The organism is Microbacterium sp. NPDC087592, assembly GCF_044743585.1.
GTDB lineage: Bacteria > Actinomycetota > Actinomycetes > Actinomycetales > Microbacteriaceae > Microbacterium.
Map to the genome: position 1 here is coordinate 165,970 of NZ_JBIUWT010000004.1, position 21,264 is coordinate 187,233.

Sequence of the window (21,264 nt, forward strand, 5' to 3'; positions counted from 1 at the left end):
GTGGTTTCAGCGTATCGCTGTCCGGGAGGTCAGTGCTCGCCTGTGTCACGCGACGCGATGAACCGCCGGGACACGGCGATGTCGCGGTCTCCGAGGCCCGCGGCCACCAGCTCGTCGAACGCGGCGCGCAGGGTGGGAAGGAGCACGGGGGAGGTGCCGGTGGCCTCGGCGATGTCGGCGGCGAAGCCGAGATCCTTCACCATGTACTGCGCGACGCCGCTGGGGGAGTCGTCGCCCGTGACGAGCTTCTCGCGTCGGCTGTCGAGCAGTCGCGAACCCGCATAGCCGCCGGAGAGCAGTGCCCAGAGGGCATCGAGGTCGAGTCCGGAGCGGTCGGCGAGCACCGTGGCCTCTCCGAGGGCCAGGATCGTCGCGGACACCACCAGCTGGTTGCAGGCCTTCGCGACCTCGCCGGCGCCGAGCGGCCCGAGCAGGACGGGGGTGCCGCACGGGGCCAACACCTCGGCCGCGAGGGCCGCGTCCTCGGGATCGCCGCCGAGCATGATCGAGAGGGTCCCGGCGATGGCCCCGTCCTCGCCGCCCGAGACCGGGCAGTCCACGACTCGCACCCGTCCGTCGGTCTGCGCGCCGATGCGCTGCGCGAGCGCACGGACGGCCGGTGCCGACGAGGTGGATCCGATCATGATGAGCAGCTCGCCGGCGTCCGCGAGGAGTCCATCCGGGCCGTCGAGCATCGCCTCGAACGGGGGAAGATCCGGCAGCATCATCAGGAGGACGTCTACTCTGGAGGCGAGTTCGCGCGGCGTCTCCGCCCAGTCGGCTCCGGCTGTCAGCAGTTCCGGCTGCGGGCGGCGGGCGTGGATCACCAGTCGGCCGTGCGCGGCGAGCAGATGGTCGGCCATCGGGCGGCCCATGGCGCCGAGTCCGACGGCTCCGACGGTGACGGATGAGATGTCCATGGGCACACCGTAGCAACAATCCAACGGAGAGAACAGTGTCCAACGGGATGGATCTGGGCTAAAGTGAGGGATTCCAGATTTCCCGAGGAAGGGATCAGCATGACGGGGACCGAGAAGAAGCTGCGCGCCGTCGTGACGGTACCGCTGCGCGAAGACCTCTGCCGGCTCATCGAAGAGCTCGAGCCTCGCGTCGAGGTGGTCCGCGATCACTCGCTCCTCCCGCCGATGCGGGGGCCTGCGGATTGGTCCGGCGACCCGGACTTCGCACGCACCGCGAGCGAGCAGCAGGCCTTCGACGAACTGGTCGACTCCGCCGACGTGCTCTTCGGCATCCCCGATGTGGACGCCGCGGCGCTCGCCCGCACGGTGGCGGCGAACCCTCGACTGCGCTGGGTCATGACGACGGCGGCGGGCGGCGGGGCGGCGGTCAAGGCCGCAGAGCTCGACCGCGCAGACCTCGATCGGGTCGTCTTCACCACCAGTGCGGGCGTGCACGGCGGGCCGCTGGCCGAGTTCGCGGTGTTCGGCGTGATGGCGGGAGCGAAGAACCTCCCTCGCCTCCTCGCGGATCAGAGCACCCGCACCTGGCCCGACCGCTGGGAGATGCGGCAGCTCGACGAGATGACCGTGCTGATCGTCGGCCTCGGCGGCATCGGCGCGGAATGCGCGCGGCGCTTCCATGCCCTCGGTGCGAGGGTGTGGGGCACGACGAGGTCGGGCGAGCCGGTCGCCGGCGTCGATCGCCTGGTGCGGCTCGACGAGCTGCGCGACGCGGTGGCCCACGTCGATGCGATCGTGGTGACGCTGCCCGGCACCGCCCAGACCCATCACCTGATCGGTGCCGACGTCCTCGCTGCGGTGAAGCCGGGGGCGATCATCACCAACGTCGGTCGCGGCTCGGTCGTCGACGAGACCGCCCTGCTCGCGGCTCTCGACGACGGTCGGATCGCCTTCGCCGCTCTCGATGTCTTCGAGCGGGAGCCCCTCGACGATGCGTCGCCGCTGTGGACGCATCCGAACGTGCTGGTGAGCCCGCACACGGCCGCGCTCAGCTCGAAGGAAGAGGAGCGGATCGCCCGGCGCTTCGCGGAGAACGCGGCGCGCCTGCTCGATAGCGAGCCGCTGACCGCCGTGGTCGATACGGTCGAGTTCTACTGATCCGCAGGCGGGTGCGCGTGCACCCGCAGCCCCACCGACGGCGGAAGGCGCAGCCATGGACGACGACACCCGCGAGGGGCGCGATCCCGCGCCTGCCGTCACCCGCAGCATCCGCCTGCTCGGCCTCCTCGCCGACGCCGGTGGCCCCCGGACCCTGACCGAACTCGCCGGCGAACTCGGACTGGCGAAGTCGTCGACCGCGAATCTGTGCCTCGCTCTCGAGGCCGGGGGCATGGTCGACCGCACGCCGCAGGGCTATCGTCTGGGAGTGCGCACCGCCGAGCTCGGGGGTGCGTTCGCGGCCCAGTTCAACCAGGTGCGCGAGTTCTACAGCGTGTGCGAGGCTTCGCCGCAGCTGGCTTCCGAGCTCGTGCAGGTCGCCATGCTCGACGGCACGGATGCGCTCTACCTCGCCAGGCACGAGGGGTCACGGTCGCTGCGACTGGGAACCCCGCTGGGCTCGCGGCTCCCCGCGCCGCTCTCGGCCACCGGGCGCGCGCTGCTCGCCGCCATGACCGATGCCGAGGTTATCGAGCTCCTCGGCGAGGACGCGGTCTTCCCGTCGCTGACGGAGCGGAGCGCGACGACCATGGCGGGGCTGCTGGAAGTGCTCGCCACCGCCCGTCGGCGGGGCTGGGCGCTGGATGCGGAGGAGTCCTTCCGCGGCATCGTCGGCGTCGCCGTCCCGCTCGAGGGCTGGGCGCCGACCGATCCGCCGCTGGCTCTCGGCGTCGCCATCCGTGCCGCCGAGGCGGACTACGAGCGCATCGAGCGCGTGGGCGAGGCGCTGCGCACGGCTGCCGCGGCGTTGACGAACCCCTTCAGCACCGCCGTTCGTCGCTGACTCGTTCCGCGCTGCCGCGTCCTGCGCGCGGTCTGTCCTTCCGTGCGTCGAAACTCGGTCCAAAGGGTTGAACGCAATCCAACGGGCTGGTACAGTCGGGGTCACGCCGCAGGCGAAGCCGATCGAAGGAGATGGCAGTGACCGACCACCGCACCTCAGCACGCGCAGTGTCCGATGACCCGGAGTATGCGGCGAATCTGCGCCGCGCGACGCTCGCGTCCAGCATCGGCAGCGCGCTCGAGTACTTCGACTTCGCGCTCTACGGGCTCTCGACGGCATTGATCTTCAACGTCCTGTTCTTCCCGCAGGACGACCCCGCCATGGCCACGGTCGCCGCGTTCGCGACCTTCGGCGTCGGCTTCCTCGCACGACCGTTCGGAGGCCTGTTCTTCGGCGTCCTGGGCGACAAGCTCGGGCGCAAGTGGGTCCTGGTCGCCACGATCGTCCTGATGGGCGGGGCATCGACCGCGATCGGTCTGCTGCCCACCTACGAGGCGATCGGGCTCTGGGCCCCGATCCTGCTGGTGCTGATGCGCCTCCTCCAGGGCTTCGGTGCCGGTGCCGAGCAGGCGGGCGCGACCGTGCTGATGGCCGAGTACGCGCCGGTCAAGCGCCGCGGGTTCTTCTCCGCCCTGCCGTTCGTCGGCATCCAGGCCGGAACCCTGCTCGCCGCGGTCGTCTTCGGGCTGATCACGCTGCTCCCCGAGGACCAGCTGCTGAGCTGGGGATGGCGCGTGCCGTTCCTCGCCTCGTTCGCGCTGATCCTCCTCGCCCTGTTCATCCGGATGCGGTTGCGCGAGACGCCGACCTTCGTCGAGCTCGAGAAGCACGAGCAGATCGCCGATCGCCCCATCAAGGAGATCTTCACGCACGGCCTCCCCGGCGTCATCGTCGGCATCGGTCTGCGGATGGCCGAGAACGGCGGCTCCTACATGTTCCAGACCCTCGGTCTCGCCTTCTTCGTCACGGTGGTCGGGGACAGTGCCGACAAGAGCCTGCTCACGTGGGGCGTCACCCTCGGATCGCTGATCGGCGTCTTCTCCGTGCCGTTCACCGGACACCTCTCCGACCGCTTCGGGCGCCGTACGGTGTACCGGTTCGGCGCCGTCTTCATGCTCGTCTACACGTTCCCCGCGTGGTGGCTGCTGTCACTCGGGAACTACGCCGTGGCCATCGGTGTGATCGCGATCGGCATCGGCGTCGCCGTGAACAGCATGCTCGGACCGCAGTGCGCCATGCTCCCCGAGCTCTTCGGCAACCGTCACCGCTACCTCGGCGTCGCGATGGCTCGCGAGATCTCGGCCGTGCTCGCCGGCGGCCTCGCCGGTGTCCTCGGTGCGTACCTGATCGCGGTGAGCGACGGGAACTGGGTGCTCCTGGCGATCTACATGGCCGTGCTCGCCATCATCACGACCGCCTCGACGTTCCTCGCTCCGGAGACGCTCCGCCGCGATCTCACCCGCATCGACGACGCGATCAAGGTCTCCCGCGAAGAGGGCGGCGACGACGTCTTCGCCACGACGGTCTCGATCAAGGCCGTCGGACGGTGAGCGCCGTGCCTGCGGGCCTCGCCCTCTTCGACCTCAGCGGCCGCACGGCGCTCGTGACCGGATCGAGCCAGGGCATCGGCCGGACCCTCGCGGAGGGACTCGCTGGAGCGGGTGCGACCGTCGTGGTCCACGGACGCGATGCCGCGAAGGCCGCGGCGGTCGCGGCCGAGATCATGCAGGGCACGGGGGTCGTGGCCCACAGCGTCGTCTTCGACGTGACCGACGCCGCGGCGGTGGATGCCGGGATGCGCGAGGTCGAGCAGCTCATCGGCACGCCGGACATCCTCGTGAACAACGCGGGTGTCCAGCGCCGGGCGCCGATCGCGGAGTTCGCGGACGAGGACTGGGATGCGCTCGTGCAGACCAACCTCTCCAGCGTCTTCCACCTGTCGCGCCGTGTCGCCGCCGGGATGATCGCCCGCGGTTCGGGGAAGATCATCCAGATCGGCAGCGTGCAGTCGCAGCTCGCGCGCCCCTCGATCGCCGCGTACTCGGCGACCAAGGGCGCGATCGTGATGTTCACGAAGGGGCTCTGCGCCGATCTCGCCCCACACGGCATCCAGGCCAACGCCATCGCTCCCGGTTACTTCGCGACCGCTCTCACGCAGCCGCTCGTCGATGATGAGGAGTTCTCGGCATGGGTCCGCGGACGCACTCCGGCCGGACGCTGGGGCGACACCCGAGACCTCGTCGGCGCTCTGCTCTTCCTCGCCGGCGGGGCGAGCGACTTCGTCAACGGCCAGACGCTCTTCGTCGACGGCGGCATGACGGCGGTCGTCTGATGCGGCTCGGTCGAGTCGCGTCCGCTGCGGGCCCCCGGTGGGTGCGTGAGACGGACCACGGGCTCACCCCGATCTCGGACCCGTTCCTCGCGTTCGCCGAGGGCCGCGCCCCGGATGACGAGGGTGACGCCGTCGAAGGACCCATCGTCGCGCCGGTCGACCCCCTCGTCATCGTCGGGATCGCCCAGAACGGCCCCGACCACACCTCGCCGGTGCAGGCGTGGCTCAAGAGCCCGCGGACCGTGATCGGAAGCGGAGCGGAGGTCGCCCTGCGGCGCGATGCGGGCGCCCCGGTGGCCGAGGGCGAGATCGCCGTCGTGATCGGCCGGGCGACCCACGGATTGACGGCTCAGAATGCCCACGAGTATGTGCTCGGCGTCACGGCCGTGAACGATCTCTCCAGCCCCGACCGCGCGCACAGCGATCCCCGCAACTTCGAATCCAAGTCGGGGGAGGGATACACGCCACTCGGCCCGTGGATCGATACCGCGGTGGGGATCGACGACGTCGACCTCGACGTCGAGGTCGACGGGCTCCTCGTCGCCCGGACCGGGAGCCGGCAGCTGCCGATGCCGATCCGGGACTGCCTCGCGTATGTCGCGGCGTGGTCCGTGCTGGGGCCCGGCGACGTCGTGATGACCGGCGCCCCGCATTCGCAGGCGCCGGTGCATCCCGGCCAGCGCGTGACGATCAGGGTGGCCGGAGTCGAGCTGGTCACGGCGTTCGTCTGACCGAGGAGGAGACATGGTGGACAATCTCGCCGTGGTGGCCCACGCCGCCGACGATCTGCGGATCGAAGACATCGGTGCTCCCGCGCCCCGCTCCGACGAGGCGGTCGTCGACGTCGCTTACGGGGGCATCTGCGGCTCCGACCTGCACTACTTCCGGCACGGTGCAGCCGGGGCCTCCGTGCTGCGCGAGCCGATGGTCCTGGGGCACGAGGTCGCGGGCGTCGTGGCCGTCGCGGCGGCGGACGGGTCGGGTCCCGTCGTCGGAACGGCTGTCGCCGTGCATCCCCTCACCGCGCACGGCGACGGACGCACGCCCTGGCCGTCGGATCAGCCGAATCTCGCCCCGGCTTCGACGTACCTCGGCTCGGCGATGCACCTGCCGCACACGCAGGGAGCGTTCGCACGCCGGGTCGCGATGCCCACGCGCATGCTGCACCCCCTGCCCGCCGGAATCGATCTGAGAACCGCCGCGCTGGCCGAGCCCGCAGCCGTCGCCTGGCACGCCCTGCAGCGCGCCGGCGATGTGCGCGGGCGTCGTGTCGTGGTCATCGGCGCAGGGCCCATCGGTCAGCTGGTCGCCGCGGTCGCCCAGCGCGGCGGGGCGGCGTCCGTCACCGTCACCGACCTGCAGCAGCGTCCGCGCGAGATCGCCGAGGCGCGCGGCATCCGGTCGCTCGATGCGAGGGCCGAGGCGGAGATCGCCGAGCTCCACGCCGATGTCGTGGTCGAGTCCAGCGGCACCGTGCCCGGTCTCTCGGCCGCGGTCTCGGCGGCGATCCGTGGCGGAACCGTCGTGCTGCTCGGCCTGCAACGCGGGGGAGACGTTCCGGCACCCCTGGCCACGGCGATCACCCGTGAACTGACGCTCCGCGGCTCGTTCCGCTTCGGTGACGAGTTCGACGACGTCATCGCCGCCCTCGCCGACGGCAGCCTCGACGTGCGCGGTATCATCAGCGAGGTGCTGCCGGTGGAGGATGCTCACGATGCCTTCGCGCTGGCGGCCGATCCCGCGAGCTCCTGCAAGGTGCTCATCGACTTCGGCCTGGAGATATGAGTGTGCGCATCGTCGTGATGGGTCCCAGCGGCTGCGGCAAGTCCACTGTCGGCAGTGCGCTCGCGGAGAGCATGGGGGCGCGCTTCATCGACGGCGATGACCTGCATCCGCTGACGAACGTCGAGAAGATGGCCGCCGGCATCCCGCTCGACGACGCCGACCGGATGCCGTGGCTTCGCACGGTCGGAGCGACGCTCCACGGCGAGGACCGGATCGTCATCGCCTGCTCCGCGCTGCGTCGTCGCTATCGGGATGCGATCCGCGAAGAGTCGCCGGACACGTTCTTCGTGGAGCTGGTGGTGGATCGCGCCACTCTGGAGGCGCGGCTGACGCAGCGCGCAGAGCACTTCATGCCCGCATCGCTGCTGGATTCCCAGCTGGGGACCCTGGAGTCGCTGCAGGACGGCGAAGCCGGAGTCCGCGTGTCCGCGTCACTCGCTCTGGATGAGGAGCTTCGCCTCATCCGCGAAGCGGTGCAGGCGTCGGCTCTCTGAAACCGCCGCGGTCTGAGCCGCGATCAGTCCTTGCGGTAGCTCGAGCGGCCCATGGCGAACAGTGCGATGAACGACGTGACGGCCGCGCACACGGTCATGGCGCCGATCAGCCAGAGGATTGCGTGCGAGAGGAAGGCGCCGTCGAGCATGGGGGTTCTCCGTGTTCTGCAGAAAAGGACCGGGTGTCCTCAGCCTATCGGGTCATCCGGTACCATTGAGGCTGTACCTCGGCGAGGGATGCTTCTGCGCGTGCGCGTTCATCCGTTATCGACGCGGCGAAGCAAGCCCGGTGGCTTTCCTCCTGCGTCAGCGAGTTCGACAATTCCAAGACCACCGCGCGGCGCCTTCGCTGCGTGCCCCGAAGGAGAACCCCATGTCTGAAGACACCAAGGTCCAGGCCGAGCTCCGCGAGAGCTTCGGCAAGGGCTTCGCCCGCCGCCTCCGCGCCGCCGGCAAGATCCCCGCCGTCATCTACGGCCACGGCACCGAGCCGGTGCACGTCGCGCTGCCGGGCCACCAGGTCTCGCTCATCATCCGCCGCGCCAACGCGCTGCTCGAGCTCGACATCGAGGGCAAGGGCCAGCTCGCCCTCGTCAAGGATGTCCAGCGCGACCCGGTGCACCAGATCATCGAGCACATCGACCTGCTCGTCGTGAAGAAGGGCGAGAAGGTCGCGATCGACGTGCCGATCATCGTCACCGGTGAGTCGGCTTCCGGCACCATCGTGAACCTCGACGCGACCACGCTCTCGATCGAGGCCGAGGCCACGCACATCCCGCAGAACATCGAGGTCTCGGTCGAGGGCCTGGAAGAGGGCGCGCACATCACCGGCGCCGACGTGAAGCTCCCCAAGGGCTCCACACTGCTCTCCGACCCCGAGGTCCTCGTCGTCGCGATCTCCGTCCCGGCCGCACCCACCGAGGATGACGCCGAGGGCGAGAGCACCGAGGCCGCCGAGGCTGCCGAAGAGGCCGCCGCGGAGTGATCTCCGAGTGATTCATCACAGAGGGGACGCGATCCGATCGCGTCCCCTCTGTCGTATCCTGACCGGGGCTCGTACCGGGCGGGGAGAGGATGACGACATGGCATCGACCTGGCTCGTGGTGGGACTCGGCAACCCGGGCCCGCGATATGAGACCACCCGGCACAACATCGGTCAGATGGTGGTCGATGAGCTGGCCTCGCGACGCAGCGAGGCGTTCCGGGAGCACAAAGGGGGAGCGCGCGTCGTCGAGACGTGGCTGCGTCCTGGCGCGGACAAGCTCGTCCTGGCCAAGCCGAACACCTTCATGAACGTCTCGGGCACCCCGGTCGCGGCATTGGCGCGCTTCTACTCGGTGCCCGCAGAGCAGGTCGTCGTCGTGCACGACGAACTCGACATCCCCTTCGACACGGTCAAGCTCAAGATCGGCGGTGGGCACGGCGGCCACAACGGGGTGCGGGACGTCGCTCGGGCGCTCGGAACAGCGGAGTTCCCCCGTGTGCGCGTGGGGATCGGTCGACCTGTCGGCCGCCAGGATCCCGCTGACTGGGTCCTCTCACCCTTCGGCAAAGAGGAACGGCCGAACCTGCCCATCCTCGTCGATGATGCCGCCGACGCGGTCGAACTCCTCGTCGGTGAAGGACTTCTCGCGGCGCAGCAGAAGCACCACGCACCGCGCTGACGCCGCGGGTGGCGCTCCCGCTGCTCCGAGAGCGTCGTCAGGACGTGTAGGTCGCGAAGCCTGCGGCGCTTCCGGCCGCGAGCGCGGCGACCAGCACGGTGAAGAAGATGACCGCGCCGAGCACGGCGACGACGACGGCCGCGATACCGGCGCCACGGCCCCTGCGCTTGGCGATGGCGATGATGCCGATCACGATCGCGGCGATCCCGAGGACCGTGCCGATCCAGAAGGACAGCTCGGCCCAGAGGACCTGGTCCCGTGCAGGGGAGAGCACGCTGAGGTCTTCGGTGGTCGACGTCGTCACGCCCTGCGGGAGGACGCGCCCGATCTCGAAGGCCGCGATGCCGGCGATGATGGGGGTGACGACCGCGGCGAGGAGCGCGAGGATCAGCGCGATCGTCCCGAACAGGCCGGACGGGCGGACCGTCGTGTCGGGGGCCGTGTAGGCGCCCGCCGGAGAGTCGTAGCCGCCGACGGGAACCTGGTACGCGCCCGGAGGGGCTGCCGGATACGCGGCGGCCGGAGCGTTCGGCGATGTCGCGTACGGTGGCGCGGCGGGATACGTCGGTGCCGCGGGCGGGTACACGGGTGCTGCCGGCGGCGGCACGGCACCGAACGGAGCTTCCGGTACCGGCGGGACCGTCGTCGCGGGCGGTGCCGGCGGCGCGAAGGGCTCGGCGCCGGAAGGGGGAGGCAGCTGTGGATCAGTCACGTCCCCCATCCTAGGGCGCGGCTCAGACGCGCCGGAGGAGCCCCACGCGGTCGTACACGTTCGAGAGGGTCGCATCGGCGACGGCGTCCGCACGGCCGGCGTTCTCGGCCAGGATGCGGTCGAGTTCTGCAGGATCGTCGAGCAGTTCGAGTGCACGCGCGCGCACGGGCTCGAACTCGGTCACGACCACCTCGGCGAGGCCCTTCTTGAAGTCGCCGTAGCCGCGACCCGCGTACTCGTCCTCGATCGCGGCGACCTGGCGGCCGCTGAGGGCCGCGTAGATCGTGAGGAGGTTCGAGACGCCGGGCTTGTTCTCCCGGTCGAAGCGCACGGAGCCCTCGTTGTCGGTCACCGCGCGCATGATCTTCTTCGCCGACTTCGCCGGGTCGTCGAGCATCCACAGGACTCCCGCGTCGCTCTCCGCCGACTTCGACATCTTGGCGGTCGGGTTCTGCAGGTCGTAGATGCGCGCGGTCTCCTTCTGGATGACCGGCATCGGCACCGTGAATGTCTCGCCGAAGCGGGAGTTGAAGCGTTCGGCGAGATCACGGGTGAGCTCGACGTGCTGCTTCTGGTCGTCGCCCACCGGCACCACATCGGTCTGGTAGAGCAGGATGTCGGCGGCCATGAGGACCGGATACGTGAACAGGCCGACGCTGGTGGCATCGGCTCCGTACCGTGTCGACTTGTCCTTGAACTGCGTCATGCGGCCGGCCTCGCCGAAACCGGTGATCGTGCTGAGGATCCAGGCGAGCTCGGCGTGCGCGCGCACATGGGACTGCACATACAGGGTCGACAGCGACGGCTCGATGCCCGCGGCGATGTACTGCGCGGCGGTGCGACGTGTCTTCTCACGGAGTTCTGCCGGGTCCTGTGCGACGGTGAGCGCGTGCAGGTCGACGACCGAGAAGTAGGCATCGTAGGAGCTCTGCAGGTCTCGCCACTGGAGCAGCGCGCCGATGTAGTTGCCGATCTGGAGGGAGTCGGCGGAGGGCTGCATTCCGGAGTAAAGGCGCGGTTTCGTCACACCCTCAATCCTATGGGGTGTGTGCGGGGCCCATACGATGGGCGCATGACGCCCGAATCCCCTCTCCGCCGCAGACGAGGGGACGAAGCCCTCTACGTCGAGGTCCTCATCCGCGCACCGCTGGAGGAGGTCTGGCGGCTGACGCAGGATCCCGCCTCTCACGTGCGCTGGGATGCGCGATTCAGCGACATCGTTCCGCAGCGTACGCGATCGGACGGCGCACGGGAGTTCCGATACGAGCTCGACCTCGGGGTGCACACGATCCGCGGCACGGGAGTCTCCCTCGCCACCCGCGAGGGACCTGCGGGGGAGCGGACCTCGGCGCTGCTGTTCGACACGGAGGACGCCCTGTCGCCGCTGGGTGCCGGCCGCGGATACTGGCGATACATCCCGACGCCGGAGGGCGTGCGATTCCTGACCGGCTACGACTACGTCCCGGGATGGGGATGGCTCGGGCGCCTGTGCGACCCGTTCCTCATCCGCCCGTTCGTGTGGTGGCTGACCGCGCGGAGTTTCGACCGCCTGCGGATGTGGGCGGAAGAGGGGACCTCCCCGGAGCAAGCCAGCGGATGGCGGTCGCTGCGCCGCGGATATCGGCCCCGTGCGCGGAACTGTCGATCGCGACCTGCCCGCCGCACCGGGCGCACGATCATGGACGACGCACCGAGATCGCTCGAGGAGATCGCATGACGACGTCGACCGGTATCTTCGAGCGCGCGCTCGGAGACGATTTCGCCCGGCTCCACCCGCAGCTCCAGCGTCGCTTCGGGGTCGGCGTCGAGGCCGGGTACGGCTGCGTCGGACGCGGCACGATGACGGAGGTGCGTCGTGGCCCCTGGTGGACGCTGCCCTTCCTGCTGATCGGGACGTTCCGGAACATCCTCTTCCCGGAGCGCGGACGCGATGTCCCGTTCCGGATCGACAACCATGCGTACGTCGATGATTTCGGCCGTGAGACCGTGACGTTCGTCCGGACGATGGAAGTGCGCCCCGGGCGTCGCCGACGCTTCGACGCCACCATGATCTACAGCGATGCCCGCCGTCGAGTGGTCGACTATCTGGGCACGCATCAGCACCTGGCGGTCGACCTCGACCTGGCCGTCACCGACGACGGCGCTCTGCAGCTGACCTCCGGCGAGCAGCGGTTCTACGAGGGGCCTCTCGCCTTCCGATTCCCGATGCTGTTCAGCGGGCGGGCGCGTCTGCGCGAGAGATACGACGATGAGCAGCAGCGGTTCCTGATCGATCTCGAGATCCACAACGACATCCTCGGATTCCTGTTCGGCTACCGCGGCGCGTTCACGTGCGAGTTCGTCGAGGGGCCGGCGCCTGCGACCGTCAAGCCCTATCGTGAGGAGCTTCGCGAATGACGGCCAGGGGCGCCGTCTTCCTCGCCGCGCTCGGCGACGACGCGGAGCGGCTGCACCCGGAGATCCTCGCGCAGATGCGGGTGGAGGCCGAGAGCGACAGCGCGGTCGGCGTGTTCTCGGTCGCCGGCAGCCGGTTCGGGCGGCTGACCGCTCTGGGGTACCCGGTGGTGGGCCCCGGACTGCTCGTCACGCGTTTCGCCCGCGATGTCCCGTTCCGCATCGACACGGTGGCCGGCCGATCGAGATCGGGCCGGGCGACCCTCGCCGCCCGGCGGGAGTTCCGGTTTCCCGGGGCGATCCAGCACATCTCCGATCGCCTCACGGTGATCGATCGTCCCGGGGTCCTCCACAACGTTCTGGGCGTTCGCGGGCGCGTGGAGATGCTCGAGGAGTGCTCCGTCACGTCGGAGGGGTCCCTGCGGATGCGCTCCCGCGCGGTGGCCCTGCGGGTCGGCAGACACCGGATCACACTTCGCGGCATCCTGCGCCTCGATGTCGACCTCGTCGACGGCTGGGACGACGCCGAGCAGCGTCGCACCATCGCGATGCGCGCCACGAACCCCGTGCTCGGAACAGTCCTCGAGTACCGCGGTTGGTACCGTCACGCGGAGCACACCGACCGCGACGCCGGGGCCGCCCCCGGATCGGGTCAGTACGAGTAGTCGACGACGACCGGAGCGTGATCGCTCCAGCGCTGGTCGTAGGCCGCCGCGCGGGCGACGTGATAGGTCGCGACGCGCTCGGCGAGTGCCGGCGTGGCGAGGTGGTAGTCGATGCGCCACCCCGAGTCGTTGTCGAATGCCTGACCGCGCATCGACCACCATGTGTACGGCCCGTCGATCTCGCCGTGGAAGCGGCGGCCGACGTCGACCCACCCGAGGCCCGTGCCGATCGTGCCGTCGACGGCGGTGATCTCTGCGCCCGACTCGCCGAGGAAGCGGTCGAAGTAGGCACGCTCACGGGGCAGGAATCCGGCCTTCTTGCGGTTGCCACGCCAGTTCTTGATGTCGAGCTCACGGTGCCCGACGTTGAGGTCCCCGGTGACGAGGGCGAGCGCACCGTCGGCGCCGAGTTCGCCGAGCCGCGTGCCGAACGCGTCGAGGAACTTCCACTTCTCGTCCTGCTTCGGGGTGTCGGCCTCGCCGGAGTGCACGTACGCGCTCACGACGGTGAGCGGACGGTCTCCGAGCAGGTAGTCAGCCTCGATCCAGCGGCCCTTCGAGTCGAAGTCCGCAGCACCGAACTCGGTGCGCGACGCGATGGCCGGCGTACGACTCGCGATGGCGACGCCCGCGCGACCCTTGGCGGTGGCCTCGTCGTGCACGAATGACCAGCCGGGCAGCGCGGCTTCGAGGTGCTCGTCCTGCCCGCGCACCTCCTGGAGCGTGAGGATGTCGATTCCGGCCTCGTCGAGCCAGCTGCTCATCCCATTGCGAGCTGCGGCTCGGATTCCGTTGACATTGACCGTGGCGATACGCAGATGAGGCATGCTCACAAGCCTAACGAGCGCCGCCGACATCCCGATCCGGCCGGTGCAGGTCGGCGATGAGTCGCTGCGCGAAGGGGGTGGGGGAATCCACGGGCGGGGGAGGGGACGCCTCGAGAGCCGCGAGCTCGTTCTCCGCGGCGCGCAGCGCTCGTCCCGCCGTCCATGCTTGGAACCACGGGGCGGCGTCGCGGGCCTCGCGAGCCTCCCGCACACGGATCCGCGCCGCGGTGAGCAGGGTCTCGTACTCGATCAGGCGGCGCTCCGCCTCGGTCTGCTCCAGCAGGGGCTGATCCCGGTCCTGCGCGGCGACCGCGATCCACGACGAGGCCACCAGCATCACGACGCCGTTGACGCGGAACCACAGCAGGAGGCCGATGAAGATGGCGAAGGTCGCGAGCAGCGGATTCGACGGGGTATAGCTCAAAAGGAAACCGGCTCCGTACTGGAGAACGGTCATCGCGCCGCCGCCGAGAAGGGCACCGGGCCAGATGGTCCGCCACTGCAGGGACGTCCCTGTGAGGAAGCGGACCATGGCGGCCAGCGCCGTCGACATGATGGCGAACGACACGATGACGGTCGCGATGCGGATGCCGAGGTTCAGCCCGTCCGAGCCGGAATCCCAGCCCAGCAGACTGAGGAGCCAGCTCAACACGGCGGCGCTGGCGGAGCTGAGGAGGGAGCCGACGATCAACGAGACGCCGAAGATCAGTGCGGCGAGCAGGTCCCGGGCCTTCAGGATGACGTAGCTGCGCCGGTCCGGAGGAAGGCCGAAGATGTCCCTGGTCGCTCGCCGCGAGAACGTCACCCAGCCGATGGCCGTCCAGATGACGGTTCCGAGGGCGATCAGGCCGGTGATACCCAGGACGTTGGCGGTGCTCGCGGCGACGTCCTGCACCTGTTCCGGCGTGAAGACGCCACCCTCGGGGAGGATCAGGTTGGGGATGTACCTGTTGATCATGTCGATCAGACCGTTGACGGCTTCTTCGCTGCCGCCGAGCCAGAGCCCGGCGATGGCGAAGGCGAGGTAGATCGCCGCGAAGATCGCGAAGAGCGCCTGATAGCTCACGCCCGCAGCGAGCAGGAACCCGTTGCGCTGCAGGAAGTGTCGCCAGACGCGGACGGGAAACAGGCCGAGAGTGCGCTGCGTGAGTGCGGTCGCGCGCTCGACGGCCGCATCGAGGCGACCGGGCTCGGCCGCGGAGCCATCGGGTTCAGACACGTCCCCACCCTATCCAAGGGCCGCGCGATGCGAGAGAAGCCGGGGACGTGAGAACAGCGGGAGACGCGTGAACAGGCGGAGACGCGAGAACAGGCGGCCCCGGAAGGGAACCGCCTGTTCTCGGATGATGGCCTGCGGGGCGCGTCAGGGACGGCCGCGAAGAACCGCCTGCTTAACCTCGGCGATGGCCTTGGTGACTTCGATGCCGCGCGGGCAGGCCTCGGAGCAGTTGAAGGTCGTGCGGCAGCGCCATACGCCTTCCTTGTCGTTGAGGATGTCCAGACGCACGGCCGCGTTGTCGTCGCGGGAGTCGAAGATGAAGCGGTGCGCGTTCACGATCGCGGCAGGGCCGAAGTACTGGCCGTCGGTCCAGAACACGGGGCAGGACGAGGTGCACGCGGCGCACAGGATGCACTTGGTGGTGTCGTCGAAGATCTCGCGGTCGGCGATCGTCTGGACGCGCTCCTTGCCCTTCTCCGGGACGGAGCTGGCGACGAGGAACGGCTGCACCTCGCGGTACGAGGCGAAGAACGGCTCCATGTCGACGACGAGGTCCTTCTCCAGCGGCAGGCCCTTGATGGCCTCGACGTAGATCGGCTTCGAGATGTCGAGGTCCTTGATCAGCGTCTTGCAGGCCAGGCGGTTCCGGCCGTTGATGCGCATGGCATCGGAGCCGCAGATGCCGTGCGCGCAGGAGCGGCGGAAGGTCAGCGAGCCGTCGACCTCCCACTTGATCTTGTGCAGCGCGTCGAGGACACGATCGGTGGAGTACAGCTCCACGTCGTAGTCGACCCAGTGCGGCTCGGCATCGACCTCGGGGTCGAACCGGCGGATGTTGAACGTGACGATGAAGGACTGGATGCCGGTCTCTGCGGTCGTGTCCGCGGGTGCTTCGGCGATGGCGTTCGACATGCTCAGTACTTCCTCTCCATCGGCGGGTAGTTCAATTCGCCCTGATCGTTCTTCGTGAAGACGACGGGCTTCCAGTCGAGCTTGATGTGGTCGCTCGGGGTCGACGAGTGCGGGTCACCGGTGAGGTAGGCCATGGTGTGCTTCATGTACTTCTCGTCGTCGCGCGTCGGGAAGTCGTCGCGCATGTGGCCGCCGCGGCTCTCCTCGCGGTTCTGCGCGGCGTAGACCACGACCTCGGCGATGTCGAGAAGGAAGCCCAGCTCGACGGCCTCGAGCAGATCGGTGTTGAACCGCTTGCCCTTGTCGTCGACGTGCACGTTCTTGTAGCGCTCACGCAGCTCGGCGATCACGCCCAGCACGTGCTGCAGCGAGTCGTGCGTGCGGAACACCTGCGCGCCCTTGTCCATCTCGTCCTGCAGCGTCTTGCGCAGCACGGCGATGCGTTCGGTGCCCTGGTTGTTGCGCAGGTCCTCGAGCATGCCGGAGACGAAGCCGGCGGGGTTCTCGGGGAGGGGCACGAACTCGGCCGTCTTGACGTACTCCACGGCGTTGCGGCCGCTGCGCTTGCCGAACACGTTGATGTCGAGCAGGGAGTTGGTGCCGAGACGGTTGGCACCGTGCACCGAGACGCAGGCACACTCGCCGGCGGCGTACAGGCCGGGGACGATCGTGTCGTTGTCGGCCAGGACCTCGCCGTTGTTGTTGGTCGGGATGCCGCCCATGGCGTAGTGCGCCGTCGGCATCACCGGCACCGGCTCGACGACCGGGTCCACGCCCAGGTACGTGCGGGCGAACTCCGTGATGTCGGGCAGCTTGGTCTCGAGGACCTCGGCTCCCAGGTGCGTGCAATCCAGCAGCACGTAGTCCTTGTGCGGGCCGGCGCCGCGGCCTTCCGCGACCTCCTGCACCATGCAGCGCGCGACGATGTCACGCGGAGCGAGGTCCTTGATCGTCGGGGCGTAGCGCTCCATGAAGCGCTCTCCCGAGGCGTTGCGCAGGATCGCGCCCTCGCCTCGTGCGCCCTCGGTGAGGAGGATGCCGAGGCCGGCGAGCCCGGTCGGGTGGAACTGGAAGAACTCCAGGTCCTCGAGGGGGAGGCCCTTGCGCCAGACGATGCCGACGCCGTCGCCCGTGAGGGTGTGCGCGTTGGAGGTCGTCTTGAAGATCTTGCCGAAGCCGCCGGTCGCGAAGATCACGGCCTTGGCCTGGAACACGTGCAGCTCGCCGGTCGAGAGGTCGTACGCGACGACGCCCGAGACCTGGGTCTTGCCGTCGGCGTCCTTCACCGTCAGCAGGTCGAGCACGTAGAACTCGTTGAAGAAGTTGATGCCGAGCTTGACGCAGTTCTGGAAGAGCGTCTGCAGGATCATGTGGCCGGTGCGGTCTGCGGCGTAGCAGGCGCGGCGGACCGGGGTCTTGCCGTGCTCTGCGGTGTGCCCGCCGAAACGGCGCTGGTCGATCTTGCCCTCGGGCGTGCGGTTGAAGGGGAGGCCCATGTTCTCGAGGTCGATGACCGCCTCGATGGCCTCCTTCGCGAGGATCTCCGCCGCGTCCTGGTCGACGAGGTAGTCGCCGCCCTTGACGGTGTCGAAGGTGTGCCACTCCCAGGAGTCCTCCTCGACGTTCGCGAGGGCTGCCGCCATGCCGCCCTGCGCCGCACCGGTGTGCGAGCGCGTGGGGTACAGCTTGGAGATCACGGCGGTCTTCGCCCCGGGGCCGGCCTCGATGGCCGCCCGCATCCCGGCGCCACCGGCGCCCACGATCACGATGTCGAACTGGTGGTAGTGCACGCCGTCACGGACGACGGAATCCTGCGTCTCGGTAGTCACTTCTTCTTAGCCTTCTTCTCAGTTCCCGACCAGTGCGGCGCATTCGCTCCACAGGACGCTGTCCTCGGTCGCACCCAGGCACGGGTCGAACGTGAAGACGACGAGCGTGCCCAGGATGATGAGCAGGCCGGCGGCGAGCCCGAGGGCCCAGGTGAGGGCCTTCCGGGCGGTGGTGTTCGTGACGTAGTCGTTCACGATCGTGCGCATGCCGTTGGCGCCGTGGATCAGTGCGAGCCACAGCATCAGCACGTCCCACCACTGCCAGAACGGCGTGGCGAACTTGCCGGCGATGAATGCGAAGTCGAGGGCGTGGATGCCCTCGCCGACCATGAGGTTGACGAAGAGGTGGCCGAAGATCAGCACCACGAGCACGACGCCCGAGGCGCGCATGAAGACCCAGCCCCACTTCTCGAGGTTGACTCCGCGGCGGCGGCGAGCCGGGGCTGCGATGGTCTGCGCGGTCATCAGTGTCCCCCTCCGAATCCGGCGAACGCGAGCATCAGGTGGCGGGGCACGAAGCCGGCCATGATGATACCCCAGACCAGCAGCACGCCCCAGAAGAGCTGACGCTGGTACTTGGCGCCCTTCGACCAGAAGTCGACGGCGATGATTCGCAGTCCGTTCATCGCGTGGAACACGATGCCGGCCACGAGCACGACCTCGCCGAACGCCATGATGGGGTTCTTGTACGTGCCGATCACGGCGTTGTACGCCTCCGGCGAGACCCTGATCAGTGCCGTGTCGAGCACGTGCACCAACAGGAAGAAGAAGATGGCGACTCCGGTGATGCGGTGAAGCACCCACGACCACATGCCTTCGCGGCCCCGATAGAGGGTGCCGCGGGGGGTCTTGGACGTGGTTTCCGAAATCGACGGTGTCAAGCGAGCGCTCGTGGACACGGTCGTCCTCCCTGATCGATGTGCGTCGGTCGCATGCGCTGCTCTCGTTCAAGTGTGAGCCTGTCGAAGTCAGGCACGCCCGATCGCTGTCCATCCTATTCCTGTCAGAAGACTGGGAGCGACGAAGGGGAGCCTAAGTATCTCGATGTCGAGAGGTCTCCTCGGGCTACCCTGGCAGGGTGAGCGCACCCATCAAGGATTTCTACGCAGTGATTCCCGCCGGCGGCATCGGCAGCAGGCTCTGGCCGCTCTCCCGGGCGGACGCGCCCAAGTTCCTGCACGACCTCACGGGTTCCGGGCATTCGCTGCTCCGCGACACCTGGGACCGCCTGGAACCGCTCAGCGGATCCGACCGGATCGCCGTGGTCACCGGACGCGCGCACCGCGCCGCGGTCGAGGCCGAGCTGCCGGGCATCGCCGACCTCAACGTCTTCCTCGAGTCGGAGCCGCGGGAGTCGGCCGCCGCGATCGGCCTCGCCGCAGCCATCCTGCACCGACGCGAGCCCGACGTGATCATCGGCTCGTTCAGCGCGGACCATGTGATCCGCAGCACGCGCGTGTTCGAGTTCGCGGTGCGCGACGCCGTCGAGGTCGCCCGCGAGGGATACATCTGCACGATCGGCATCTCACCCACCGAGCCGGCGATCGGCTTCGGCTACATCAAGAAGGGCCCGGAGCTCGTGGTCGACGGCGCGCGCGAGGCCGCGCTCGTGGAGAGCTTCGTCGAGAAGCCCGACCTGGAGACGGCGAAGGAGTACCTCGCCGATCGCGACTACCTGTGGAACGCCGGCATGTTCATCGCGAAGGCGAGCGTGCTGTTGGACGAGCTCGCCGCGAACGAGCCCGAGCTGCACGCCGGGCTCCTCGAACTCGCCGAGGCCTGGGACGACCGCGAGCTGCGCGGACCTGCGGTCGACCGCATCTGGCCGCGCCTGAAGAAGATCGCCATCGACTACGCGGTCGCGGAGCCCGCCGCCCGCCGCGGACGGCTCGCGGTGGTCCCCGGCCATTTCGACTGGGATGACGTGGGTGACTTCGCCTCGCTGACCAAGCTCATCAACAACGGACGTAAGAACGACCTCGCCGTCCTCGGGCCGAATGCCCGGGTGCTGACCGACGGCGCGAGCGGGATCCTCGTCAGTCAGACTTCTCGGGTGATCAGCCTGGTGGGCGTCCAGGACATCGTCGTCGTGGACACCCCCGACGCGCTCCTGGTCACCACGGTCGAGCACGCGCAGCGCGTGAAGGGCGTCGTCGAGTCCCTCAAGCTCACCGGCCGCGGAGACGTGCTCTGAACCCTGCGCCGATGAGCAGGCGTACACGCTCATCGGGTGGCTTGATTTCAGCTTTGTAACCTTTGGCCAGCGCATCCGCCGCGCACGTGCGCAAAAGGCGAAACAGTAGGTAACTTTGATCGATCCGCGATGGCCGCGGTTTCGTTGAGGGAGGCATCAGTTGACCATCTCCACCACCAAGAAGCTGCTCGGCGCGACGGTCGCCGCGGGCGTCATCTTCGCGCTCGCCGGCTGCGGTCAGGCACCGACCGACAAGCCCGCGGGCTCCGAGAAGCCGGTCGACTCCGACTTCCTTCCCTGCCTCATCTCCGACGCGGGCGGCTGGAACGACAAGTCGTTCAACCAGTCGGCCAAGGAGGGCATGGACAGCGCGGCTGACGAGCTCGGCATCAAGCCCCTCGAGTTCGAGTCGGCGAACGACAACGACTACGCGCCGAACCTCGAGACCGCGGTCTCCGAAGGCTGCTCGCTCATCGTCGCGGTCGGCTTCAAGCTCTCCGCAGCCACGGTCGAGTCCGCGCTCGCGAACCCCGAGATCGACTACGCGATCATCGACGACTACGCCGACAACGACTTCGACGGCACCACCGATGCTCCGAACATCAAGCCCCTCGTCTTCGACACCGCGCAGGCGGCCTACCTCGGCGGCTACGCCGCGGCAGCCTGGTCCGCGCAGAGCGGCGTGAACAAGGTCGGCACCTTCGGCGGCATGCAGATCCCGTCGGTCGCCGTGTTCATGGACGGCTACCAGCTCGGAGTCGACAAGTACAACGAGGACAAGTCGGCTGCGGTCGAGGTCTTCGGTTGGGACGCCGCGACGCAGAAGGGCTCGTTCACGGGCGGCTTCGACGCGAACGACACCGCCAAGCAGACCGCACAGGGCGTGCTCGACCAGGGCGTCGACGTCATCCTCCCGGTCGGCGGTCCCGTCTACCAGAGCGCTGCTGCGGCGATCACCGACAGCGGCAAGGACACGCTGATGCTCGGCGTTGACAGCGACCTGGCCGTGGCCGACCCGAACGTGGCCGGCATGACGCTGGTCTCGATCATGAAGGCGATCGACGTCGCCGTGCATGACGCCACCGTCGCGGCCGCCGCCGGCGAGTTCGACGCAGCGCCGTACGTCGGCACGCTCGAGAACGAGGGCGTCAAGCTCTCCGGCTTCGGCGACTTCGAGGGTGAGCTGCCCGACGGCCTGCTCGACGAGCTGGCCGAGCTGCAGAAGCAGATCATCGCCGGTGACATCACGGTGGAGTCCGAGAACTCCCCGTAAGTCGTAACCGGTCCAGCACGGGGCGAGTGGTGAGCAGGCTGC

24 protein-coding genes are annotated in these 21,264 nt (G+C 68.9%); 14 read left to right on the forward strand and 10 right to left on the reverse strand.

Annotated elements, in window-relative coordinates; translation table 11 throughout:
• Positions 1-29: 29 nt before the first annotated feature.
• Positions 30-920, reverse strand: coding sequence for an NAD(P)-dependent oxidoreductase (locus ACIOTO_RS18990; protein WP_400859047.1), 891 nt, complete (start codon positions 918-920; stop codon positions 30-32).
• Positions 921-1,019: 99 nt separating this feature from the next.
• Here ACIOTO_RS18990 and ACIOTO_RS18995 point away from each other — a divergent pair, with 99 nt between their 5' ends.
• From ACIOTO_RS18995 to ACIOTO_RS19025, 7 genes are all read left to right on the forward strand, one after another.
• The gene (locus ACIOTO_RS18995) at positions 1,020-2,078 is read left to right on the forward strand and encodes a D-2-hydroxyacid dehydrogenase (RefSeq protein WP_400859049.1); all 1,059 of its coding nucleotides are present in this window, start codon (positions 1,020-1,022) and stop codon (positions 2,076-2,078) included.
• Positions 2,079-2,133: 55 nt separating this feature from the next.
• Complete coding sequence (locus ACIOTO_RS19000) at positions 2,134-2,922, forward strand: IclR family transcriptional regulator (protein ID WP_400859051.1); 789 nt, start codon at positions 2,134-2,136, stop codon at positions 2,920-2,922.
• 131 nt (positions 2,923-3,053) lie between these two features.
• On the forward strand, positions 3,054-4,472 hold the full coding sequence (locus ACIOTO_RS19005; protein WP_105710895.1) for an MFS transporter: 1,419 nt from the start codon (positions 3,054-3,056) through the stop codon (positions 4,470-4,472).
• On the forward strand, positions 4,469-5,254 hold the full coding sequence (locus ACIOTO_RS19010; protein WP_029262572.1) for an SDR family NAD(P)-dependent oxidoreductase: 786 nt from the start codon (positions 4,469-4,471) through the stop codon (positions 5,252-5,254). The genes ACIOTO_RS19005 and ACIOTO_RS19010 overlap by 4 nt, the downstream gene beginning before the upstream one ends.
• Positions 5,254-5,985: a fumarylacetoacetate hydrolase family protein gene (locus ACIOTO_RS19015; protein WP_400859053.1), complete on the forward strand. Its 732-nt coding sequence runs from the start codon at positions 5,254-5,256 to the stop codon at positions 5,983-5,985. Before ACIOTO_RS19010 ends, ACIOTO_RS19015 begins: the two co-directional genes overlap by 1 nt.
• Before the next feature lie 13 nt (positions 5,986-5,998).
• The gene (locus tag ACIOTO_RS19020; protein WP_372466425.1) at positions 5,999-7,039 is read left to right on the forward strand and encodes an alcohol dehydrogenase catalytic domain-containing protein; all 1,041 of its coding nucleotides are present in this window, start codon (positions 5,999-6,001) and stop codon (positions 7,037-7,039) included.
• Positions 7,036-7,533 (forward strand): gluconokinase, encoded by a 498-nt coding sequence (locus ACIOTO_RS19025; protein ID WP_400859054.1) that lies wholly within the window; start codon positions 7,036-7,038, stop codon positions 7,531-7,533. Before ACIOTO_RS19020 ends, ACIOTO_RS19025 begins: the two co-directional genes overlap by 4 nt.
• 23 nt (positions 7,534-7,556) lie before the next feature.
• On the opposite strand, the gene ACIOTO_RS19030 is transcribed toward ACIOTO_RS19025, so the two are convergent.
• On the reverse strand, positions 7,557-7,682 hold the full coding sequence (locus tag ACIOTO_RS19030) for a hypothetical protein (protein WP_258134167.1): 126 nt from the start codon (positions 7,680-7,682) through the stop codon (positions 7,557-7,559).
• 224 nt (positions 7,683-7,906) lie between these two features.
• Between ACIOTO_RS19030 and ACIOTO_RS19035 the strand changes: the two genes are divergently transcribed.
• Positions 7,907-8,518 carry a 50S ribosomal protein L25/general stress protein Ctc gene (locus tag ACIOTO_RS19035; protein WP_029262568.1) on the forward strand — a complete coding sequence of 204 codons (612 nt, stop codon included), beginning with the start codon at positions 7,907-7,909 and terminating at the stop codon, positions 8,516-8,518.
• Positions 8,519-8,615: 97 nt separating this feature from the next.
• On the forward strand, positions 8,616-9,197 hold the full coding sequence (pth, locus tag ACIOTO_RS19040) for an aminoacyl-tRNA hydrolase (RefSeq protein ID WP_400859056.1): 582 nt from the start codon (positions 8,616-8,618) through the stop codon (positions 9,195-9,197).
• Between the two features lie 37 nt (positions 9,198-9,234).
• Here the strand turns inward: pth and ACIOTO_RS19045 are convergent, their stop codons facing one another.
• Together ACIOTO_RS19045 and trpS are read right to left on the reverse strand one after the other, a co-directional pair.
• Positions 9,235-9,909, reverse strand: coding sequence for a hypothetical protein (locus tag ACIOTO_RS19045; RefSeq protein ID WP_400859058.1), 675 nt, complete (start codon positions 9,907-9,909; stop codon positions 9,235-9,237).
• A gap of 22 nt (positions 9,910-9,931) precedes the next feature.
• Positions 9,932-10,936: a tryptophan--tRNA ligase gene (gene trpS, locus ACIOTO_RS19050; protein ID WP_400859059.1), complete on the reverse strand. Its 1,005-nt coding sequence runs from the start codon at positions 10,934-10,936 to the stop codon at positions 9,932-9,934.
• A gap of 45 nt (positions 10,937-10,981) precedes the next feature.
• Here trpS and ACIOTO_RS19055 point away from each other — a divergent pair, with 45 nt between their 5' ends.
• The 3 genes from ACIOTO_RS19055 to ACIOTO_RS19065 are packed head-to-tail and all read left to right on the forward strand — an operon-like array spanning position 10,982 to position 12,968.
• Complete coding sequence (locus tag ACIOTO_RS19055; protein ID WP_372466428.1) at positions 10,982-11,626, forward strand: SRPBCC family protein; 645 nt, start codon at positions 10,982-10,984, stop codon at positions 11,624-11,626.
• Positions 11,623-12,306, forward strand: a complete 684-nt coding sequence (locus ACIOTO_RS19060) for a DUF4166 domain-containing protein (RefSeq protein WP_400859060.1) — start codon at positions 11,623-11,625, stop codon at positions 12,304-12,306. The genes ACIOTO_RS19055 and ACIOTO_RS19060 overlap by 4 nt, the downstream gene beginning before the upstream one ends.
• Complete coding sequence (locus ACIOTO_RS19065) at positions 12,303-12,968, forward strand: DUF4166 domain-containing protein (RefSeq protein WP_400859062.1); 666 nt, start codon at positions 12,303-12,305, stop codon at positions 12,966-12,968. The genes ACIOTO_RS19060 and ACIOTO_RS19065 overlap by 4 nt, the downstream gene beginning before the upstream one ends.
• Here ACIOTO_RS19065 and ACIOTO_RS19070 read toward each other — a convergent pair.
• The 6 genes from ACIOTO_RS19070 to sdhC all read right to left on the reverse strand — a co-directional run bounded on the left by ACIOTO_RS19070 (position 12,956) and on the right by sdhC (position 18,654).
• Positions 12,956-13,795, reverse strand: a complete 840-nt coding sequence (locus ACIOTO_RS19070) for an exodeoxyribonuclease III (RefSeq protein WP_181156274.1) — start codon at positions 13,793-13,795, stop codon at positions 12,956-12,958. The two genes, ACIOTO_RS19065 and ACIOTO_RS19070, sit on opposite strands and share 13 nt — an antisense overlap.
• A gap of 10 nt (positions 13,796-13,805) precedes the next feature.
• On the reverse strand, positions 13,806-15,014 hold the full coding sequence (locus ACIOTO_RS19075; protein WP_029262560.1) for a YihY/virulence factor BrkB family protein: 1,209 nt from the start codon (positions 15,012-15,014) through the stop codon (positions 13,806-13,808).
• Between the two features lie 144 nt (positions 15,015-15,158).
• Entirely contained in the window at positions 15,159-15,926 is a 768-nt protein-coding gene (locus ACIOTO_RS19080; RefSeq protein WP_105710885.1) for a succinate dehydrogenase iron-sulfur subunit, read from the reverse strand.
• A gap of 2 nt (positions 15,927-15,928) precedes the next feature.
• Positions 15,929-17,755 (reverse strand): succinate dehydrogenase flavoprotein subunit, encoded by a 1,827-nt coding sequence (sdhA, locus tag ACIOTO_RS19085; RefSeq protein ID WP_029262558.1) that lies wholly within the window; start codon positions 17,753-17,755, stop codon positions 15,929-15,931.
• Positions 17,756-17,773: 18 nt separating this feature from the next.
• Complete coding sequence (locus tag ACIOTO_RS19090; RefSeq protein WP_091030821.1) at positions 17,774-18,220, reverse strand: succinate dehydrogenase hydrophobic membrane anchor subunit; 447 nt, start codon at positions 18,218-18,220, stop codon at positions 17,774-17,776.
• Positions 18,220-18,654 carry a succinate dehydrogenase, cytochrome b556 subunit gene (gene sdhC, locus ACIOTO_RS19095; protein ID WP_105710884.1) on the reverse strand — a complete coding sequence of 145 codons (435 nt, stop codon included), beginning with the start codon at positions 18,652-18,654 and terminating at the stop codon, positions 18,220-18,222. Before sdhC ends, ACIOTO_RS19090 begins: the two co-directional genes overlap by 1 nt.
• A gap of 179 nt (positions 18,655-18,833) precedes the next feature.
• On the opposite strand from sdhC, the gene ACIOTO_RS19100 reads away from it, so the two are divergent.
• Positions 18,834-19,949 (forward strand): mannose-1-phosphate guanylyltransferase, encoded by a 1,116-nt coding sequence (locus ACIOTO_RS19100; protein ID WP_029262556.1) that lies wholly within the window; start codon positions 18,834-18,836, stop codon positions 19,947-19,949.
• A gap of 160 nt (positions 19,950-20,109) precedes the next feature.
• A complete protein-coding gene (locus ACIOTO_RS19105; RefSeq protein ID WP_029262555.1) occupies positions 20,110-21,222 on the forward strand; it encodes a BMP family protein in 1,113 nt (370 codons plus the stop codon).
• Positions 21,223-21,264 lie beyond the last annotated feature (42 nt).

What these genes read in the sequence shown, in the direction of transcription:
- ACIOTO_RS19080 (WP_105710885.1), bottom strand. Translation starts at nt 15,926, where the DNA reads ATGTCGAACGCCATCGCCGAAGCACCCGCGGACACGACCGCAGAGACC.
- ACIOTO_RS19065 (WP_400859062.1), top strand. Translation starts at nt 12,303, where the DNA reads ATGACGGCCAGGGGCGCCGTCTTCCTCGCCGCGCTCGGCGACGACGCG.
- ACIOTO_RS19035 (WP_029262568.1), top strand. Translation starts at nt 7,907, where the DNA reads ATGTCTGAAGACACCAAGGTCCAGGCCGAGCTCCGCGAGAGCTTCGGC.
- ACIOTO_RS19015 (WP_400859053.1), top strand. Translation starts at nt 5,254, where the DNA reads ATGCGGCTCGGTCGAGTCGCGTCCGCTGCGGGCCCCCGGTGGGTGCGT.
- ACIOTO_RS19055 (WP_372466428.1), top strand. Translation starts at nt 10,982, where the DNA reads ATGACGCCCGAATCCCCTCTCCGCCGCAGACGAGGGGACGAAGCCCTC.
- ACIOTO_RS19005 (WP_105710895.1), top strand. Translation starts at nt 3,054, where the DNA reads ATGGCAGTGACCGACCACCGCACCTCAGCACGCGCAGTGTCCGATGAC.
- ACIOTO_RS19030 (WP_258134167.1), bottom strand. Translation starts at nt 7,682, where the DNA reads ATGCTCGACGGCGCCTTCCTCTCGCACGCAATCCTCTGGCTGATCGGC.
- ACIOTO_RS19000 (WP_400859051.1), top strand. Translation starts at nt 2,134, where the DNA reads ATGGACGACGACACCCGCGAGGGGCGCGATCCCGCGCCTGCCGTCACC.
- ACIOTO_RS18995 (WP_400859049.1), top strand. Translation starts at nt 1,020, where the DNA reads ATGACGGGGACCGAGAAGAAGCTGCGCGCCGTCGTGACGGTACCGCTG.
- ACIOTO_RS19025 (WP_400859054.1), top strand. Translation starts at nt 7,036, where the DNA reads ATGAGTGTGCGCATCGTCGTGATGGGTCCCAGCGGCTGCGGCAAGTCC.
- ACIOTO_RS19060 (WP_400859060.1), top strand. Translation starts at nt 11,623, where the DNA reads ATGACGACGTCGACCGGTATCTTCGAGCGCGCGCTCGGAGACGATTTC.
- ACIOTO_RS19090 (WP_091030821.1), bottom strand. Translation starts at nt 18,220, where the DNA reads ATGACCGCGCAGACCATCGCAGCCCCGGCTCGCCGCCGCCGCGGAGTC.
- pth (WP_400859056.1), top strand. Translation starts at nt 8,616, where the DNA reads ATGGCATCGACCTGGCTCGTGGTGGGACTCGGCAACCCGGGCCCGCGA.
- ACIOTO_RS19020 (WP_372466425.1), top strand. Translation starts at nt 5,999, where the DNA reads ATGGTGGACAATCTCGCCGTGGTGGCCCACGCCGCCGACGATCTGCGG.
- ACIOTO_RS19070 (WP_181156274.1), bottom strand. Translation starts at nt 13,795, where the DNA reads ATGCCTCATCTGCGTATCGCCACGGTCAATGTCAACGGAATCCGAGCC.
- ACIOTO_RS18990 (WP_400859047.1), bottom strand. Translation starts at nt 920, where the DNA reads ATGGACATCTCATCCGTCACCGTCGGAGCCGTCGGACTCGGCGCCATG.